This window comes from Streptomyces sp. WAC00040 (genome assembly GCF_056835925.1).
Genome location: NZ_JAKQZE010000001.1, coordinates 3,078,943 through 3,094,655 on the forward strand (window position 1 = coordinate 3,078,943; position 15,713 = coordinate 3,094,655).

Consider the following 15,713-nt stretch of genomic DNA (forward strand, 5'->3'; position numbering starts at 1 on the left):
GTCAGAGCACCTTCCCACTCGGGGCGTCCGCGGGTGTTCCCTCGTAGGGATCCTCTTCCGAGGGAGGCCGGCGGAGGAGGGCGATGGAACCGGAGACGGTGGTCGCCTTGAGCGTGCCGGTTCCCGCGCCCAGGGTTCCGGTGAGCCGCTTGGCACCCCACTGGCCGCTGACCCGCAGAGTGTCGAAGGCGTTGGAGATCGCGCCGCCGGCCGTGTTCGCGTCGACCCGGGCGTCCGCCGGGTGCGGCAGCCGGACCGCGATCTCGCCGGAGACAGTGGTCAGCCGGATGTCCGTGGGCTTGCCGCCCGGGTCGAGGTCGATGACCATGTCGCCGCTGACCGAGTCGGCCTTCACGCCGGCGCCCGCGCCGTCGATCACCGTCAGGTCGCCGGAGACCGAGTTGTAGCGCAGGTCGCCGGTGACCGACTGGGCCTCGACGTTGCCGGTGACGGTGTCGGCGCGGACGGCGCCCGCCAGCCCCACCAGAGTGGTGTCGCCGCTGACACCGCGCACCACGGTCGTGCCCCGCACACCGGAGACGACGGCTCCCGCGCCGACGACGCCGACCTCGACGGTCGTCGCCGCGGGTACCGCGATCGAGACGACGGCGCTGCGGCGGGGGCCCTTGCGGTCGAGCCACTCGAGGAACCCCTTCCAGGGCAGGTCCTCGTACGCGATGGTCAGGGTCGACCCGTTCCTGGTCACGACGAGGGGCGGGCCCTCGATCTCGGAGACCTCGAGGCGGGTGGAACCTTCGTCCGTGCCCACGACGTTGACCGTCCCGTTGACGACACGCACATTGAGCGTCGTCAGCGGGTCGTCGAGGGTGAGCTTCTGGGGCTCGGCGACTTCCCACGTCGTCTCTGCCATGGTGCTGACCTCCCGGGGCCGGCCACGACGCAACATATCGCGTCTCGATGGCAACACGATATATCGCGGTGTCGCGATGTCAAGCGCGAGTGCCTTTCCCTCAGGCGGCCCCCGGCGGGGCGACGCGCCCCGTCGGTGACGATTACGGGACAAACTGCCCTAGCGTGAGGGCATGAACGCGACACCAGTGGGAGCCGTGCTGCTTTGCCGTGCCGAACCCGCGGCCCTCCGGCTCCCGGCCCGCCTGCTGCGCGAACCGATGGTCCTCGCCCCCGCAGGGCAGGAGTGGAGCGTGCTCGTCCCCGAGGGCAGCCCCTGGCGGGAGGGCGGCGAGGCGGTGGACGCGGTGCTCGGCGGCTGGGCCGCGGCACTGTCGATCGGCACCGGCCGTCCCGTCCTGGCGCTCTGGTGGGACGACGACGGGGCCGGGTTCACCATGGCATCCGGCTTCCGCCGCCCGGTCGGATACATCTGGCTCGCCGACGGCACCCCCGTCGGCGAGGACGAGGCGATGCGGACCTTCGCCGCACGGCTCGGGCTCGACCCGGTCCTCGACATCCAGGCCCTGGAACCGCTGATGCTCCCCGACCCCGAGTCCGACGCGAGGGCCAGGCTGGTCGGCCTGACGGCCGTGCTCACCCGCCACGGCCTCGACCTCCCGAGCGGTCTGGCGCCAGGTACCCCGGCGGACGCTCTCCGCACCGCCGCGCACGCGGCGGCCGTCGAGGAGACCGACTCCGCAGCCCCGCCCGAACCGCCGGGCCTGCCGCGTGCCTCCTGGCTCCGTGCGGCTGGAGCGGTCCAGCCGGCGGCGGGGCTGGCACTGGTGGTGCTCGGGGTGCGACGGCGCAGCGGGGGATGGGCGGCGGCGGGGGCGGTGCTCATCGTGCACGGGCTGGTGCCGCTGGTACGGGAGCGCCTGCGGTCCTGACCGGCCGCGGTACACAATCCCGGCCCGGGAAGCGGCCGGCGCGAGGACGGCCCCGCGCGGCGGACCTACTCCTCGTCGTCCTCGTCGTCCAGGCGGGCCAGCCACGTGGCGAGGCGTTCGACGGGGACCTCGAAGTCCGGGTTGAGGTCGACGAAGGTCCGAAGCTGCTCGGCGAGCCACTCGAAAGTGACCTCCTCCTCGCCGCGCCGCTTCTCCAGCTCCTCGATACCGCGATCGGTGAAGTACATACGAACAGAATATGGCCCGGCCCCGCGAGGTGTTCGCGGGGCCGGGCCGGGCATTCGTCGAGGCAGCCGGGGTGCCGGCTACGCGTCGAAGACCTCGTTGACGAGCTGCTGCTGCTCCGCCTGGTGGCGCTTCGCCGAGCCCACCGCCGGGGACGAGCTGTGAGGGCGCGAGATGCGGCGCAGACGCTCGCCGTGCGGGATGTCCGCGCCGACGGCCAGGTCGAGGTGGTCGATCAGGTTGAGCGCGATGAACGGCCAGGCGCCCTGGTTCGCCGGCTCCTCCTGCGTCCACAGGTACTTCTCGGCGTTCGGGTACTTGGCGATCTCGGCCTGGACCTCCGCACCCGGCAGCGGGTACAGACGCTCGAGGCGGATGATCGCCGTGTCCGTGACGCCGCGCTTCTGACGCTCGGCCTCCAGGTCGTAGTAGACCTTGCCGGAGCAGAAGACGACCTTGCGGACGGCGTTCGGGTCGACCGAGTCGTCGCCGATCACCGGGCGGAAGCCGCCGGTGGTGAACTCCTCCACCTTGGACGCCGCGGCCTTCAGACGCAGCATCGACTTCGGGGTGAAGACGATCAGCGGCTTGTGGTGCGGGTTGTGGACCTGCCACCGCAGCAGGTGGAAGTAGTTCGACGGCAGGGTCGGCATCGCGACCGTCATGTTGTCCTGCGCGCACATCTGGAGGAAGCGCTCGGGACGCGCGGAGCTGTGGTCCGGGCCCTGGCCCTCGTAGCCGTGCGGGAGGAGCAGCGTGACGCCGGAGTGCTGGCCCCACTTCTGCTCGGCGGAGGAGATGAACTCGTCGACGACGGTCTGCGCGCCGTTGACGAAGTCACCGAACTGGGCCTCCCACATGACCAGCGCGTCCGGGCGGGCCAGCGAGTAGCCGTACTCGAAGCCCATCGCCGCGTACTCGCTGAGCAGCGAGTCGTAGACGTTGTAGCGGGCCTGGTCCTCCGACAGGTAGAGCAGCGGGGTGTAGTCCTCGCCGGTCTCCTGGTCGACCAGCACCGCGTGGCGCTGGCCGAACGTGCCACGGCGGGTGTCCTGGCCGGAGAGCCGGACCGGGGTGCCCTCCATCAGCAGCGAGCCGATGGCGAGGGTCTCGCCCATGCCCCAGTCGATCGTGCCGTCCTCGACCGACGCCGCGCGGCGCTGCATCTGCGGCATGAGCCGCGGGTGCACGGTGATGTTGTCGGGGATGTTGACCTGGGACTCGGCGATCCGCTTGACGACCTCCTGGGAGACCGCCGTGGTGACCGCGACCGGGAACTCGGCCTCGACGTCCGGGACATGGGCCGGGGCCGGGTGGCTGGTGGCCTCGCGGACCTCCGCGAACACCTTCTCCAGTTGGCCCTGGAAGTCCTGGAGCGCCTGCTCGGCCTCTTCCAGCGTGATGTCGCCGCGACCGATGAGCGACTCGGTGTAGAGCTTGCGCACCGAGCGCTTCTTGTCGATCAGGTTGTACATCTGAGGGTTGGTGAACTGCGGGTTGTCGCCCTCGTTGTGACCGCGGCGGCGGTAGCAGATGAGGTCGATCACGACGTCCTTGTTGAACGCCTGGCGGAACTCGAAGGCGAGCCGCGCGACGCGGACCACGGCCTCCGGGTCGTCGCCGTTCACGTGGAAGATCGGCGCCTCGATCATGCGGGCCACGTCGGTCGCGTACATCGACGAACGCGAGGACTCCGGCGCCGCCGTGAAGCCGACCTGGTTGTTGATGACGACGTGGACCGTGCCACCGGTGCGGTAGCCGCGCAGCTGCGACATGTTGAGCGTCTCGGCGACGACGCCCTGGCCGGCGAAGGCCGCGTCACCGTGCAGGGCGATCGGCAGGACGGTGAAGTCCGTGCCGCCCTTGTTGATGACGTCCTGCTTGGCGCGGGCGACACCCTCGAGGACCGGGTCGACGGCCTCCAGGTGGGAGGGGTTGGCGACGAGCGAGACCTTGATCTGCTCGCCGTCGAGACCGGTGAAGGTGCCCTCGGCACCCAGGTGGTACTTCACGTCGCCGGAGCCGTGCATCGACTTCGGGTCGAGGTTGCCCTCGAACTCGCGGAAGATCTGGGCGTACGACTTGCCGACGATGTTCGCCAGCACGTTCAGCCGGCCGCGGTGGGCCATGCCGATGACGACCTCGTCGAGGCGCGACTCGGCGGCCGAGTCGATGACCGCGTCGAGCAGCGGGATGACGGACTCGCCGCCCTCGAGCGAGAAGCGCTTCTGGCCGACGTACTTGGTCTGCAGGAAGGTCTCGAAGGCCTCCGCGGCGTTCAGCCGGCGCAGGATGCGCAACTGCTCCTCGCGCTCCGGCTTGGTGGTGGCGCGCTCGACCCGGTCCTGGAGCCACTTGCGCTGCTTCGGGTCCTGGATGTGCATGAACTCGATGCCGGTGGTGCGGCAGTACGACTCACGCAGCACGCCGAGGATGTCGCGCAGCTTCATCATCGACTTGCCGGCGAAGCCGCCGACGGCGAACTCGCGCTCCAGGTCCCACAGGGTGAGCCCGTGCTCCGTGATGTCGAGGTCGGGGTGCTTGCGCTGGCGGTACTCCAGCGGGTCGGTGTCGGCCATGACGTGGCCGCGCACCCTGTAGGAGTGGATCAGCTCGAAGACGCGGGCGGCCTTGGTGACGTCGTCGTCGTGCGAGGCGTCGATGTCCTTGAGCCAGCGGACCGGCTCGTACGGGATGCGCAGCGACTCGAAGATCTCGTCGTAGAAACCTTCCTCGCCGAGGAGGAAGTTGGCGACGATCCGAAGGAACTCGCCCGACGCGGCGCCCTGGATGACGCGGTGGTCGTACGTCGAGGTGAGGGTCATCACCTTGGAGATGCCCAGCTTGTTCAGGGTGTCCTGCGAAGTGCCCTGGAACTCGGCCGGGTAGTCCATGGAGCCGACGCCCATGATGACCGACTGTCCGGGCATCAGCCGCGGCACGGAGTGGACGGTACCGAGGCCGCCGGGGTTGGTCAGCGAGACGGTGACGCCGGTGAAGTCGTCCATCGTCAGCTTGTTGGTGCGGGCGCGCCGGACGATGTCCTCGTAGGCCTGCCAGAACTCGAAGAAGTTCAGCGTCTCGGCCTTCTTGATGCCCGCGACGACCAGCTGGCGGTCGCCGTTCGGCTTCACCAGGTCGATGGCCAGACCGAAGTTGACGTGGTCCGGCTTGACCAGGGTCGGCTTGCCGTCCTTCTCCGCGAAGGACCAGTTCATCGACGGCATGGCCTTGATGGCCTGCACCATCGCGTACCCGATGAGGTGCGTGAAGGAGATCTTCCCGCCGCGGGCGCGCTTGAGGTGGTTGTTGATGACGATGCGGTTGTCGAAGAGCAGCTTCACCGGCACCGCGCGCACGGACGTGGCCGTGGGCAGCTCCAGCGAGGCGTTCATGTTCTTCGCGACCGCGGCGGCCGGGCCGCGCAGCGTCACGAACTCGGGGCCGTCGGCCTGCGTGCCGTCGGCCTTGGCGGCCGGCGCCGGCTTGGCGGCGGGCTTCGCAGGGGCGGGCGCGGGGGCCGCCTTGGCGGGAGCCGGAGCCGGAACCTGAGCGGCGGGGGCGGCCGGGGCCGGGGCGGCCGGGGCGGGCTGCGCCGGGGTCGCGGGCCGGGCCGGAGCGGCGGCGGCCGGGGCGGGTGCGGCCGCGGCCCCCGCGGCCGCGTCGCTCTGAGTCTGCTTCGCGCCGGCGGCGGGGGTGTCCGCCGTGGCGGCCGCTCCCGGCTTGTAGTCGGCGAAGAAGTCCCACCAGGCACGGTCGACCGAATTCGGGTCCTGGAGGTACTGCTGGTAGATCTCGTCGACGAGCCACTCATTGGCACCGAAGGCGGCGGCAGGGTTCTGACCCTGCCCGGCTTGGTCGGTCGAGATGCTCGAGTTACTGGGGGACTGAGACGACACGGCGAGAACCGCCCTCTTCCGCTTCACAAGGTGATGGACAGCGGAAATAAAGGCTACGCCTCCCTGGCCGGGAGGTGCAGACCGGGCCGGTCAACGTCGCGCAAGTCACACCGAACGGCGCGTTTCGGGGCTGTTAATGGCGGGAAACAAGCATGGTTCGGTCGCTTGGGGGTACGCCTGACGGCGGCTACGGGCCCCTGGCCCGCACCCCCTGACGGTGCCCGGCGACGTGCTGACCGGCTGCTTTCCGCAGCTGTGCACATCGGCTTCCCGTGTACCGAACACTTACACGGAGAATCTGCGCTTCCGGTTCGAACCCTACGTCAAGGGCGTGCCGTCCTGAGTCCCGGAAGAGTGACCTGGATGCGGCAGCCGTGTGCGGATTCGGCCACCCCGATGCGGCCGCCGTGCAGATCGACCGCCCAGCGCGCGATCGCCAGGCCCAGGCCCGTGCCGCCGTCGCTGCCCGGACCGTGCGGTGAGGGGACGCGGCCCCGGTTGAAACGCTCGAAGACCCGGTGGCGCTCCTGCTCGGGGATGCCCGGGCCCTCGTCCAGCACCTCGAGGTCGAGCGACTCGGGGTGCGGGCCGCGCCGGGCCCGTACCGTCACCCGGCCGTGCGGCGGCGAGTGCTTCACGGCGTTGTCGATGAGGTTCGCCACCACTTGGTGCAGCCGCTCGGCGTCCGCGTGCGCGGTCAGGTCCGGCGGGGAGACGTCCAGGTGGAGATGGACGTCGGTGCGGGTGTGATGGCCCGATCCGGAGGCCAGGTTGCGTCGCGAGGAGGCGAGATTGGCCTCCTTCAGCACCCCCGACAGATAGGGCCAGACCTCGAAGCGCCGGGCCTTCAGCGGCAGCACGCCGTTGTCGAGCCGGGACAGGTCGAGCAGTGTCTCCACCAGGCGGCCGAGGCGCTCCGTCTGCTTCAGCGCCGTCCGCATCGTCTCCGGGTCGGCGGCGGAGACCCCGTCGACGACGTTCTCCAGCACGGCGCGCAGCGCGGCGATGGGGGTGCGCAGCTCGTGCGAGACGTTGGCGACGAGCTCCTTGCGATGCCGGTCCACGGCCTCGAGGTCGTCGGCCATGCGGTTGATCGTGGAGGCTAGGTCGCCGAGCTCGTCCCGCCGGTCGGCGCCGCGTACCCGGCGGGTGTAGTCGCCGTGGGATATGCCCTTGGCGACCGTGTTCATCTCGTCCAGCGGGGCGGTCAGGCCGTGCGCCACGAACTGCGTGATCAGCAGGGTCGCGATGATCGTGAAGACCGTGATGAAACGCACCTCGGTCTTGCTGTGGAACGCCATCAGCATCAGACCGGTGGTGATGAAGACCGAGACCACGACGAGCGTGCTGAGTTTGGTCTTGATCGATATCGTGATGGACGCGGTACTCAGCCGCCCCGGTCCACCGCCCGGCCGCCGCCGTTTCATGGCGCCGGCGTCTCCAGCGCGTACCCGACCCCGTGGACGGTGCGGATGCGCTCGGCGCCGATCTTGCGGCGCAGCGCCTTGATGTGGCTGTCGACCGTGCGGGTCCCGGAGGCGTCCGCCCAGTCCCACACCTCGGCGAGCAACTGCTCACGGGAGAGGACGGCGCGCGGCGTGTTCGCGAGGCACACCAGCAGGTCGAACTCGGTGGGCGTCAGATGGACGTCCTCCGCCCGGACCCTTACACGGCGCTGAGCGTGGTCGATCTCGAGCTCGCCGAGGCGCAGGATGCCGCTGCGGGGTGTCACCGCGGCGAGCGCGGCACGCTCCACGCGGCGCAGCAGGACGTGCACCCTGGCCGCGAGCTCCCGCATCGAGAAGGGCTTGGTCATGTAGTCGTCGGCGCCGACGCCCAGCCCGACGAGCATGTCCGTCTCATCGTCACGGGCCGTGAGCATCAGCACCGGAACGGGCCGCTGCGCCTGGACCCGGCGGCAGACCTCCAGCCCGTCGAAGCCGGGCAGCATCACATCGAGGACCATCAGGTCCGGCTGCCAGGCGTCCGCGGCGTCGACGGCGGCAGGGCCGTCCAGTGCCGTCTGCACCAGGAAGCCCTCCGCCCGCAGCCGTGCGGCGATGGCGTCGACGATCGTCGCGTCGTCCTCGACCACCAGCACCCGGCGCTGGGCCCCGGGTGTGGCCGCGACGCCGTTTTGCGTGGTGTGTGTCTGCTCCATCGCCCCGCCCTTGTACGCGTTCTCTGCGAGCTGCATGTGGATCCGGTTCGAAGGTAGATCCCGTGTGTAGTCCAGCAGCGTAAAGGCAGCGACGGCGTCCCGGCTACGCAGGGCGAACGCCGAGGTGGACCACGTCCGGTACGCCTCGGGCAAGGCGGATCTCTTCGGTCCTTACCCCAGTGAACCCGGCATTCCGCAACGCGTCCTCAAAGCTGGTGGACGGCTTCGCGGACCATACGGCCAGCACCCCGCCGGGGTCCAACGCGCCTTTGCACGCCTCGAGTCCGGACGGCGAGTAGAGATCACCGTTGTCCTCGGTGACCGTCCAGTCGGGCCCGTTGTCGATGTCGAGGCACAGAGCGTCATAACGGTCCGTGGTCGAGCGGAGGTACTCGAGGAGATCCGTGTGAAGGATCAGGCAGCGCGGGTCGCCGAGGGCGTCGCCGGAGATCGCGGCGAGCGGGCCGCCGCGGTGCCAGTCGATGACGGCCTCCTCCCTCTCCACCACGGCGATCCGCCGCCAGGACGGGTCGGTGGCGGCGTGGGCGAACGAGAAGCCGACCCCGAGGCCGCCGATGAGGAGGCGGGGCGCCACGTTCCCGGTGCCGATCGCCCGGCGTGCGGCGTCGACCAGCAGCCGCTCCGACCTCCCGTCGGAGGTGTCCATCAGGAAGCAGCCGTTCGCGATGATCTCGTACACCGACTCTTCACCGGACTCCCGCCTGCGCAGCACGATCTCGCCACAGGATCCCTCCCGTCGGTCGACGGTGACAGGGGCGTCTGCGGCGGGGAACGGCATGGTTCTCGACCTCCGGGCGGCTGTGCGGGACGACACGGATCGCTACCCCATCTTGGCCGGGCCGATGTGAGGGGGACAAACCGATTTGCGGCCACGGGGGGTGGGCGCGCCCGCGTCGGTGCGGGTTCTTGAAGCCTCCGTCCCGGTGCGGGGCGCGGTCATGCCGGCCGGTGATACAGGCTGACCAGCGGTGCGTGGGTGTGCCAGCCCAGGGACTCGTAGAGCGCCCGGCCGTCCGGTGTGCCGCCCAGTACACCGACGCGGGCCCCGTGGTCGAGGGCGGCGTTGTGGAGCGTGTTCACCACCAGCCGGCCGAGGCCCCTGCGGCGGTGCTCGGGCGCGGTCTCCACCTGGTCTACGACGGCCGTGCGCCCGGTGGGGGCGACTTGGGCGCGCGCCGCGAACGACCCGTCAGGCCCCACGACCAGGGCCCGCACGACACCGCCGCGCGTCCAGGTCCTCAACGTGTAACCGGCGGGCACCGTGGTCGGGGTGCGGCGCAGCTCGGTGGACATCAGCCAGCCGGGCTCGTCGACGGCCCACGCGGGGCCCGCCCATTCGAGGACGCGGACGGGGTCGGCGAAGACCTTCAGCCAGACCGTCGGCGCGGCCACCTCCGCGGCGACCTTGCGCACGGTTGCCTCGTCGTCCGAGGTGAGGACATGACGGGTGGCGTGCTTGACCTGTCCGACGTCCACCGTGAAGCCCCACGGTCTGGGCGTGGGGTCGGCCGCGCCGCGCGAGACGACCCAGCCGTGGACCCATGCGTGGACGATCTCCGCGGTCGACGGGAACGGCATCCGGGAACTCCTCAAGCGAGTAAGTAATAGATGAAGTGCTCTTTTGGATATTACACAGTGGGAGGGCGGGTGATCGCGACCTGATTCCGAGGTGATGTGGGTCACGCACGGTCACGGTGCCGGCCGGGCCGCCTTGGTCCCGTGAGTCGCCGTGTACTCCGCGGCCATCCACGGCCCCAGCTCCTGGACCAGCGTGCGGATCACCGCCTCGTCCTGCGTCGGGCGGCGGGCGGCCGCGGCGGCCAGCCGCATTTGGTCGGCCCGCTGCGGGTAATGGCCGGCGAACAGCTCCGCCTGTGCATCCAGGTCGCTGGTCCAGCCGCCCCAGCGGGGCATGACCAGTGTGAATCCGGACCGTACGAGCCGCCGTGCGGCCGTCCGGCACAGCGCGCGCCGGTCGGCGTCCGTCACGGCGTCGCGCAGCCGGGTGCGCCAGCGAGGCAGGAGGAGGTCCAGGTCGCCGTTGGTCTCGCGTGCCAGTAGTGACGTGGGGTACTGGGCGGGAAGGTGGGCGGCGAGGTCTTCGCCGGTCAGCAGGGTGCACAGGCAGGAGATGAAGAAGCCCAGGTCGTACCGCTCGGCCTCGGTGAGTGCCGCATCGACGCCGACCAGCAGGATGCCGGCGCCGTCGATCGCGTCGAACTCCCCGTCGAGCACCGCCTCCGTCGCGTCGGCGTCCGCCCGGTCCCTGTCCGTGGGCTCCGTGTGCAGGACCAGCAGCAGGTCGAGGTCCGAGGCTCCGGGGACGGCGGTGCCACGCGGGATGCTCCCGTAGAGATAGGCGCTGTGCAGCCTGCCGTCGCCGAAACGGCCGGCGATCTCCGTGCCGGCGGCGGCCACCACCGGCGCGAAGGCCGGGGTCACGCGGTCGAGCGCACCCTCGCGTGCGATGGTCCCGTCCGGGTTCAGCCCTTTGCTGTCCATCGGGTCACTGTCGCCCTGTCCGGGTCCTGTCGCCCACCGGATTTCGCCGATCGCTCAGAGCGAACAGCCGCCGGGGAACAATCAAGGGCTCATGACCATTGAGTCGGTACAGCTCAACTTGACTGCCTAAGGGGAGATCATGGCTGCCGATATCAAGGCGAACTCACCGCTCACACTGCCCGTTCTGCCGCTCGACGACGAGGTCGTGCTGCCCGGCATGGTCGTGCCGCTCGACCTGTCCGACACCGAGGTGCGGGCCGCGGTCGAGGCCGCCCAGGCTGCCGCCCGGCCCTCCGGCAACAAGCCGAAGGTGCTGCTCGTTCCCCGCGTCGACGGCACCTACGCCGCGACCGGTGTGCTCGGGACCGTCGAACAGGTCGGCCGGCTCTCCGACGGCGACCCCGGTGCGCTGATCCGCGGCGTCGGCCGCGTCCGTATCGGCGCCGGCACGACGGGACCCGGCGCGGCGCTGTGGGTGGAGGGGACCGTGGTCGAGGAGACCGTGCCCGACCCCCTGCCCGGCGCGGTGACCGAACTGGTCAAGGAGTACAAGGCACTCGCCACCGACTGGCTGAAGAAGCGCGGCGCCTGGCAGGTCGTCGACCGCGTCCAGCAGATCGACGGCATCTCGCAGCTCGCGGACAACTCCGGCTACTCACCCTTCCTGACCACGGCTCAGAAGATCGAGCTGCTGGAGACCAAGGACCCGGTCGCCCGTCTGAAGCTCGCCACCGAGCAACTGCGCGAGCACCTCGCCGAGCAGGACGTGGCCGAGTCCATCGCCAAGGACGTCCAGGAAGGCGTCGACAAGCAGCAACGCGAGTTCCTGCTGCGCCGTCAGCTGGACGCGGTGCGCAAGGAGCTGCGCGAGCTCAACGGCCAGGACGGCGAGGACGAGTCCGACGACTACCGGGCCCGCGTGGAGGCGGCCGACCTGCCGGAGAAGGTCAGGGAAGCCGCGCTCAAGGAGGTCGAGAAGCTGGAGCGGGCCTCCGACCAGAGCCCCGAGGGCAGCTGGATCCGCACCTGGCTCGACACCGTCCTCGAACTGCCGTGGAACGAGCGTACGGAGGACTCGTACGACATCCAGGGCGCGAAGAGCGTCCTGGACGCCGAGCACGCGGGTCTGCAGGACGTGAAGGAGCGGATCACCGAGTACCTGGCGGTGCGCAAGCGGCGTTCCGAGCGGGGGCTGGGCGTGGTCGGCGGGCGGCGCGGGGGCGCGGTGCTCGCGCTCGTCGGCCCGCCCGGTGTCGGAAAGACCAGCCTCGGCGAGTCCGTGGCTCACGCCATGGGACGCAAGTTCGTCCGCGTCGCGCTCGGCGGCGTACGGGACGAGGCCGAGATCCGCGGCCACCGCCGTACGTACGTCGGCGCGCTGCCGGGACGGATCGTGCGTGCGATCAAGGAGGCCGGCTCGATGAACCCGGTCGTCCTGCTCGACGAGATCGACAAGGTCGGCTCCGACTTCCGCGGCGACCCCGCGGCGGCCCTGCTCGAGGTCCTCGACCCCGCGCAGAACCACACCTTCCGCGACCACTACCTCGAGGTGGAGCTCGACCTCAGCGATGTGGTCTTCCTCGCCACCGCCAATGTGCTGGAGGCCATCCCGGAGGCGCTGCTCGACCGTATGGAGCTGGTGCGCCTGGACGGCTACACGGAGGACGAGAAGGTCGTCATCGCCCGTGACCACCTCGTGCCGCGCCAGCTGGAACGGGCGGGACTCGAGACCGGCGAGGTGACGCTCGACGACTCCGCGCTGCGCAAGCTGGCGGGCGAGTACACCCGCGAGGCCGGTGTGCGGAACCTGGAGCGGTCCATCGCGCGGCTGCTGCGGAAGGTCGCCGCGCAGCACGAGCTGGGGGACCGGGAGCTGCCGTTCACCGTCACGCACGAGGAGTTGCGCGGGCTCATCGGCCGACCCCACCACGTGCCCGAGTCCGCCCAGGACCCGGCCGAGCGCCGCACCGCGGTGCCCGGCGTGGCCACCGGTCTGGCCGTGACCGGCGCGGGCGGCGACGTCCTGTTCGTTGAGGCGTCGCTCGCCGACCCGGAGACCGGTGCCGCGGGGCTGACCCTGACCGGTCAGCTCGGCGACGTGATGAAGGAGTCCGCGCAGATCGCGCTGAGCTTCCTGCGCTCGCACGGAGCCGAGCTCGAACTGCCGGTCGCAGATCTCAAGGACCGGGGCGTGCACATCCACTTCCCGGCGGGCGCGGTGCCAAAGGACGGGCCGAGCGCGGGCATCACGATGAGCACGGCGCTCGCGTCGCTGCTCTCCGGACGCCAGGTGCGTACGGACGTGGCGATGACCGGCGAGGTCTCGCTCACCGGCCGGGTGCTGCCCATCGGCGGCGTGAAGCAGAAGCTGCTCGCCGCCCACCGGGCGGGCATCACCACTGTCGTGATCCCGAAGCGCAACGAGCCCGACCTGGACGACGTCCCGGCGGAGATCCTCGAGAAGCTCGAGATCCACCCGGTGACCGATGTCCGGCAGGTGCTCGAGATCGCGCTGTCCTCGGCGGACGTGCCGGTGACCGCGGCGGCCTGACCCGCGCGGAGGGGGGGCCCGGCGGTGGATCAACACCGCCGGGCCCCTCCCTCCGCCCGCCGCGCAGCGGCGCTCTGCGTCTGCCCTCGGCCGCCGCATTCCGGGGCGTTCCGCAGGTCCCGCACAATGGACGGATGAAGACCCTGGGTGCCGACTGCGAGAACTGCTTCGGCCTGTGCTGTGTGGCGCTGCCCTTCGCCGCCTCCGCCGACTTCGCAGTGAGCAAGGAGGCCGGCAAGCCCTGCGCGAACCTGCGCACCGACTTCGGCTGCGGCATCCACGCCCGCCTGCGGGACAGCGGCTACTCGGGCTGCACCGTCTACGACTGCTTCGGCGCGGGCCAGCAGGTCTCGCAGATCACCTACGGCGGGACGAGCTGGCGTGAGGCCCCGGACACGGCCCGGGAGATGTTCGAGGTCTTCCCCGTCGTACGGCAGCTGCACGAACTGCTCTGGTACGTGGCCCAGGCGCTGACGCTGGACGCCGCCCGCGAACTCCATGGGAAGCTGCGCCGGCGCCAGGAACACATCGAGGAGCTCACCCGGCTCGCTCCCGGCGCGCTGCTGAAGCTGGACGTCGGCGCCGAACGCGAGCAGGTCAACGTCCTGCTGCTGCGTGCCAGCGAACTCGTGCGCGCGGGAGGGGGGACCGGGCGGAAGAAGAAGGACCGCAGGGGAGCGGACCTGATGGGCGCCCGGCTGAGGAACGCGGATCTGCGGGGTGTCAGTCTGCGCGGCGCGTATCTGATCGCGGCCGACCTGACGGGTGCCGATCTGCGGCTGGCCGACCTCATCGGCGCCGACCTGAGGGACGCCGATCTGTCCGGCGCGGACCTGACAGGCTGCATCTTCCTCACCCAGCCGCAGCTCGACGCGGCCCGGGGCGACGCGGCCACCCGGCTTCCCGACGGGTTCACCCGCCCCGCGCACTGGTCGTGACGACCGGCGCGGCGGGACGGGCCCCGTGAGCCGGGGTCAGCCGTTGGCGAGCGCCTGGACGCGGTCGTACGCGCCGTTGAACTTGTTGTGGTCGCCGACGATCGGCCCGGACGAGGTGTACTGCCACATCGTGTAGTAGGGCCAGCCGGCCGGGAGGGTGCCCGGCGTGGTGTTGTATCGGGCGATCCACAGCGGGTTGGTGGCCCCGAAGCCGGCGTAGTTGCCGGTGCACTGCGTCCACCAGCTGGTCGCCGTGTAGATGACCGCGTCGCGGCCGGTCCGTGCCTTGTAGCGGTTCAGGAAGTCGCGGATCCAGGTGACCATCCCGGCCTGCGACTTGCCGTAGCAGGCGGCGCCGTAGGGGTTCCACTCGATGTCGAGGGCGCCGGGAAGGGTCTTGCCGTCGCGGGTCCAGCCGCCGCCGTTGTCGACGAAGTAGTCCGCCTGGGCGGTGCCCGTCGTGGTGTTCGGGGTGGCGAAGTGGTACGAGCCCCGGATCATGCCGATGTTGTACGAGCCGTTGTACTGCTGGGTGAAGTACGTGTTCTTGTAGTACGTGCCTTCGGTGGCCTTCACGTAGGCCCACTTGACCCCGCTGGTCCACAGAGCCGACCAGTTGACGTTCCCCTGGTGGCTGGAGACGTCGACGCCTTCCGTCTGGACGGCACGGGTGTCGCGCGGGGGGCCGCCCTGGCCGTCGTGGGCGACGACACCCATGCCCATGTGGGCGGAGCCGCGCTCCGGCTTGGGATCGGCCGTGGCGGTGCCGGGAAGCGTGAGGAGGAGGGAGAGGACTGCGAGGAGAGTGCCGGCCGCGGCGAGGCGCCGACGACCGGTCGTTCCGGATCTGTGCACGGGCATTGCGTGCCTCCGAAGGCCTCGTGGGGGAACTGGCGACGTGTCGACATGCCATGGCGGAGTGGATGGTGTGGACATGTCATGAGCGACGCTACGCACGTAGACCCGCCGTAGGAAGGGGGCTTGGGCGCCGCCGTTGGTCTACGCCTGCGAAATACTGGCGGAGCTGCGGTGATACCGGCCGCGTCAAGAAACTTACACGACCCGGAAAGCGTACGAGGGGTGCTGACGTGCACGAAGGCGGTACGGCGGGTGGAACGGGCCCGAACGGCGGGAGTGGCGTGGACCAGGAATTCCTTGCGCTCGAGCGTGAGTTGTCCGTCTTTCTGCGCCGCGCCAGGGCATCCTCCGGTGAGATGGCCCGCGAGGTCCACCCCGAGCTGGAGCCCGCCGCCTACGGGCTCCTCGTGCGGCTGGACGAGGCCGGGGCCCAGCGGGCCACCGAACTGGCCGGCTACTTCGGTGTCGGCAAGGCGACCATGAGCCGGCAGCTGCGGGCGCTCGAGGAACTGGGCCTGGTGACCCGGGAACCGGACCCCGCCGACGGCCGCGCCTCCCTCGTACGGCTCACGGAGGACGGAACGACCCGGTTCCGCCATGTGCGCGACGCCCGCCGCGACCGGTACCGCAGCAAACTGGCCGGCTGGGACCGTCACGAGGTCGCGGAGCTGGCGCGGCTGCTCCACCAGCTCAACGCCCGCGCGGAGAGCTGATGGACGAGGTCGGCGCGCGCAC

Annotated in this window: 13 protein-coding genes; 4 read left to right on the plus strand and 9 right to left on the minus strand. The window is 70.6% G+C overall.

Annotated elements, in window-relative coordinates; translation table 11 throughout:
• Position 1: 1 nt before the first annotated feature.
• Positions 2–871 (minus strand): DUF4097 family beta strand repeat-containing protein, encoded by an 870-nt coding sequence (locus tag MDN94_RS14450; RefSeq protein WP_482726214.1) that lies wholly within the window; start codon positions 869–871, stop codon positions 2–4.
• 172 nt (positions 872–1,043) lie between these two features.
• Between MDN94_RS14450 and MDN94_RS14455 the strand changes: the two genes are divergently transcribed.
• On the plus strand, positions 1,044–1,802 hold the full coding sequence (locus MDN94_RS14455) for a hypothetical protein (protein WP_482726215.1): 759 nt from the start codon (positions 1,044–1,046) through the stop codon (positions 1,800–1,802).
• A 65-nt stretch (positions 1,803–1,867) separates the two neighbouring features.
• On the opposite strand, the gene MDN94_RS14460 is transcribed toward MDN94_RS14455, so the two are convergent.
• The 7 genes from MDN94_RS14460 to MDN94_RS14490 form a co-directional block, all read right to left on the minus strand.
• Positions 1,868–2,050: a DUF6104 family protein gene (locus MDN94_RS14460; protein ID WP_005312030.1), complete on the minus strand. Its 183-nt coding sequence runs from the start codon at positions 2,048–2,050 to the stop codon at positions 1,868–1,870.
• A gap of 78 nt (positions 2,051–2,128) precedes the next feature.
• Entirely contained in the window at positions 2,129–5,947 is a 3,819-nt protein-coding gene (locus tag MDN94_RS14465; RefSeq protein WP_482726216.1) for a multifunctional oxoglutarate decarboxylase/oxoglutarate dehydrogenase thiamine pyrophosphate-binding subunit/dihydrolipoyllysine-residue succinyltransferase subunit, read from the minus strand.
• A gap of 323 nt (positions 5,948–6,270) precedes the next feature.
• Entirely contained in the window at positions 6,271–7,374 is a 1,104-nt protein-coding gene (locus MDN94_RS14470) for a HAMP domain-containing sensor histidine kinase (RefSeq protein ID WP_482726217.1), read from the minus strand.
• Positions 7,371–8,108, minus strand: coding sequence for a response regulator transcription factor (locus MDN94_RS14475; protein ID WP_037776309.1), 738 nt, complete (start codon positions 8,106–8,108; stop codon positions 7,371–7,373). Before MDN94_RS14475 ends, MDN94_RS14470 begins: the two co-directional genes overlap by 4 nt.
• A gap of 103 nt (positions 8,109–8,211) precedes the next feature.
• Positions 8,212–8,907, minus strand: coding sequence for a spermidine synthase (locus MDN94_RS14480; protein WP_482726218.1), 696 nt, complete (start codon positions 8,905–8,907; stop codon positions 8,212–8,214).
• A gap of 158 nt (positions 8,908–9,065) precedes the next feature.
• A complete protein-coding gene (locus tag MDN94_RS14485) occupies positions 9,066–9,707 on the minus strand; it encodes a GNAT family N-acetyltransferase (RefSeq protein WP_482726219.1) in 642 nt (213 codons plus the stop codon).
• Positions 9,708–9,818: 111 nt separating this feature from the next.
• Entirely contained in the window at positions 9,819–10,631 is an 813-nt protein-coding gene (locus MDN94_RS14490; protein WP_482726220.1) for a nucleotidyltransferase domain-containing protein, read from the minus strand.
• A 139-nt stretch (positions 10,632–10,770) separates the two neighbouring features.
• Here MDN94_RS14490 and lon point away from each other — a divergent pair, with 139 nt between their 5' ends.
• Positions 10,771–13,182 carry an endopeptidase La gene (gene lon, locus MDN94_RS14495; RefSeq protein ID WP_482726221.1) on the plus strand — a complete coding sequence of 804 codons (2,412 nt, stop codon included), beginning with the start codon at positions 10,771–10,773 and terminating at the stop codon, positions 13,180–13,182.
• Between the two features lie 134 nt (positions 13,183–13,316).
• Complete coding sequence (locus tag MDN94_RS14500; protein WP_482726222.1) at positions 13,317–14,120, plus strand: pentapeptide repeat-containing protein; 804 nt, start codon at positions 13,317–13,319, stop codon at positions 14,118–14,120.
• A gap of 36 nt (positions 14,121–14,156) precedes the next feature.
• Here the strand turns inward: MDN94_RS14500 and MDN94_RS14505 are convergent, their stop codons facing one another.
• Positions 14,157–14,981 (minus strand): lysozyme, encoded by an 825-nt coding sequence (locus MDN94_RS14505; RefSeq protein ID WP_482726223.1) that lies wholly within the window; start codon positions 14,979–14,981, stop codon positions 14,157–14,159.
• A 227-nt stretch (positions 14,982–15,208) separates the two neighbouring features.
• Here MDN94_RS14505 and MDN94_RS14510 point away from each other — a divergent pair, with 227 nt between their 5' ends.
• Complete coding sequence (locus MDN94_RS14510) at positions 15,209–15,691, plus strand: MarR family winged helix-turn-helix transcriptional regulator (protein ID WP_482726224.1); 483 nt, start codon at positions 15,209–15,211, stop codon at positions 15,689–15,691.
• The last annotated feature ends 22 nt before the right edge of the window (positions 15,692–15,713 follow it).

Bases quoted from the DNA above. Each gene is read 5' to 3' on its own strand.
- lon (WP_482726221.1), top strand. From the start codon at position 10,771: ATGGCTGCCGATATCAAGGCGAACTCACCGCTCACACTGCCCGTTCTG.
- MDN94_RS14470 (WP_482726217.1), bottom strand. From the start codon at position 7,374: ATGAAACGGCGGCGGCCGGGCGGTGGACCGGGGCGGCTGAGTACCGCG.
- MDN94_RS14450 (WP_482726214.1), bottom strand. From the start codon at position 871: ATGGCAGAGACGACGTGGGAAGTCGCCGAGCCCCAGAAGCTCACCCTC.
- MDN94_RS14485 (WP_482726219.1), bottom strand. From the start codon at position 9,707: ATGCCGTTCCCGTCGACCGCGGAGATCGTCCACGCATGGGTCCACGGC.
- MDN94_RS14455 (WP_482726215.1), top strand. From the start codon at position 1,044: ATGAACGCGACACCAGTGGGAGCCGTGCTGCTTTGCCGTGCCGAACCC.
- MDN94_RS14475 (WP_037776309.1), bottom strand. From the start codon at position 8,108: ATGGAGCAGACACACACCACGCAAAACGGCGTCGCGGCCACACCCGGG.
- MDN94_RS14460 (WP_005312030.1), bottom strand. From the start codon at position 2,050: ATGTACTTCACCGATCGCGGTATCGAGGAGCTGGAGAAGCGGCGCGGC.
- MDN94_RS14500 (WP_482726222.1), top strand. From the start codon at position 13,317: ATGAAGACCCTGGGTGCCGACTGCGAGAACTGCTTCGGCCTGTGCTGT.
- MDN94_RS14505 (WP_482726223.1), bottom strand. From the start codon at position 14,981: ATGCCCGTGCACAGATCCGGAACGACCGGTCGTCGGCGCCTCGCCGCG.
- MDN94_RS14480 (WP_482726218.1), bottom strand. From the start codon at position 8,907: ATGCCGTTCCCCGCCGCAGACGCCCCTGTCACCGTCGACCGACGGGAG.
- MDN94_RS14490 (WP_482726220.1), bottom strand. From the start codon at position 10,631: ATGGACAGCAAAGGGCTGAACCCGGACGGGACCATCGCACGCGAGGGT.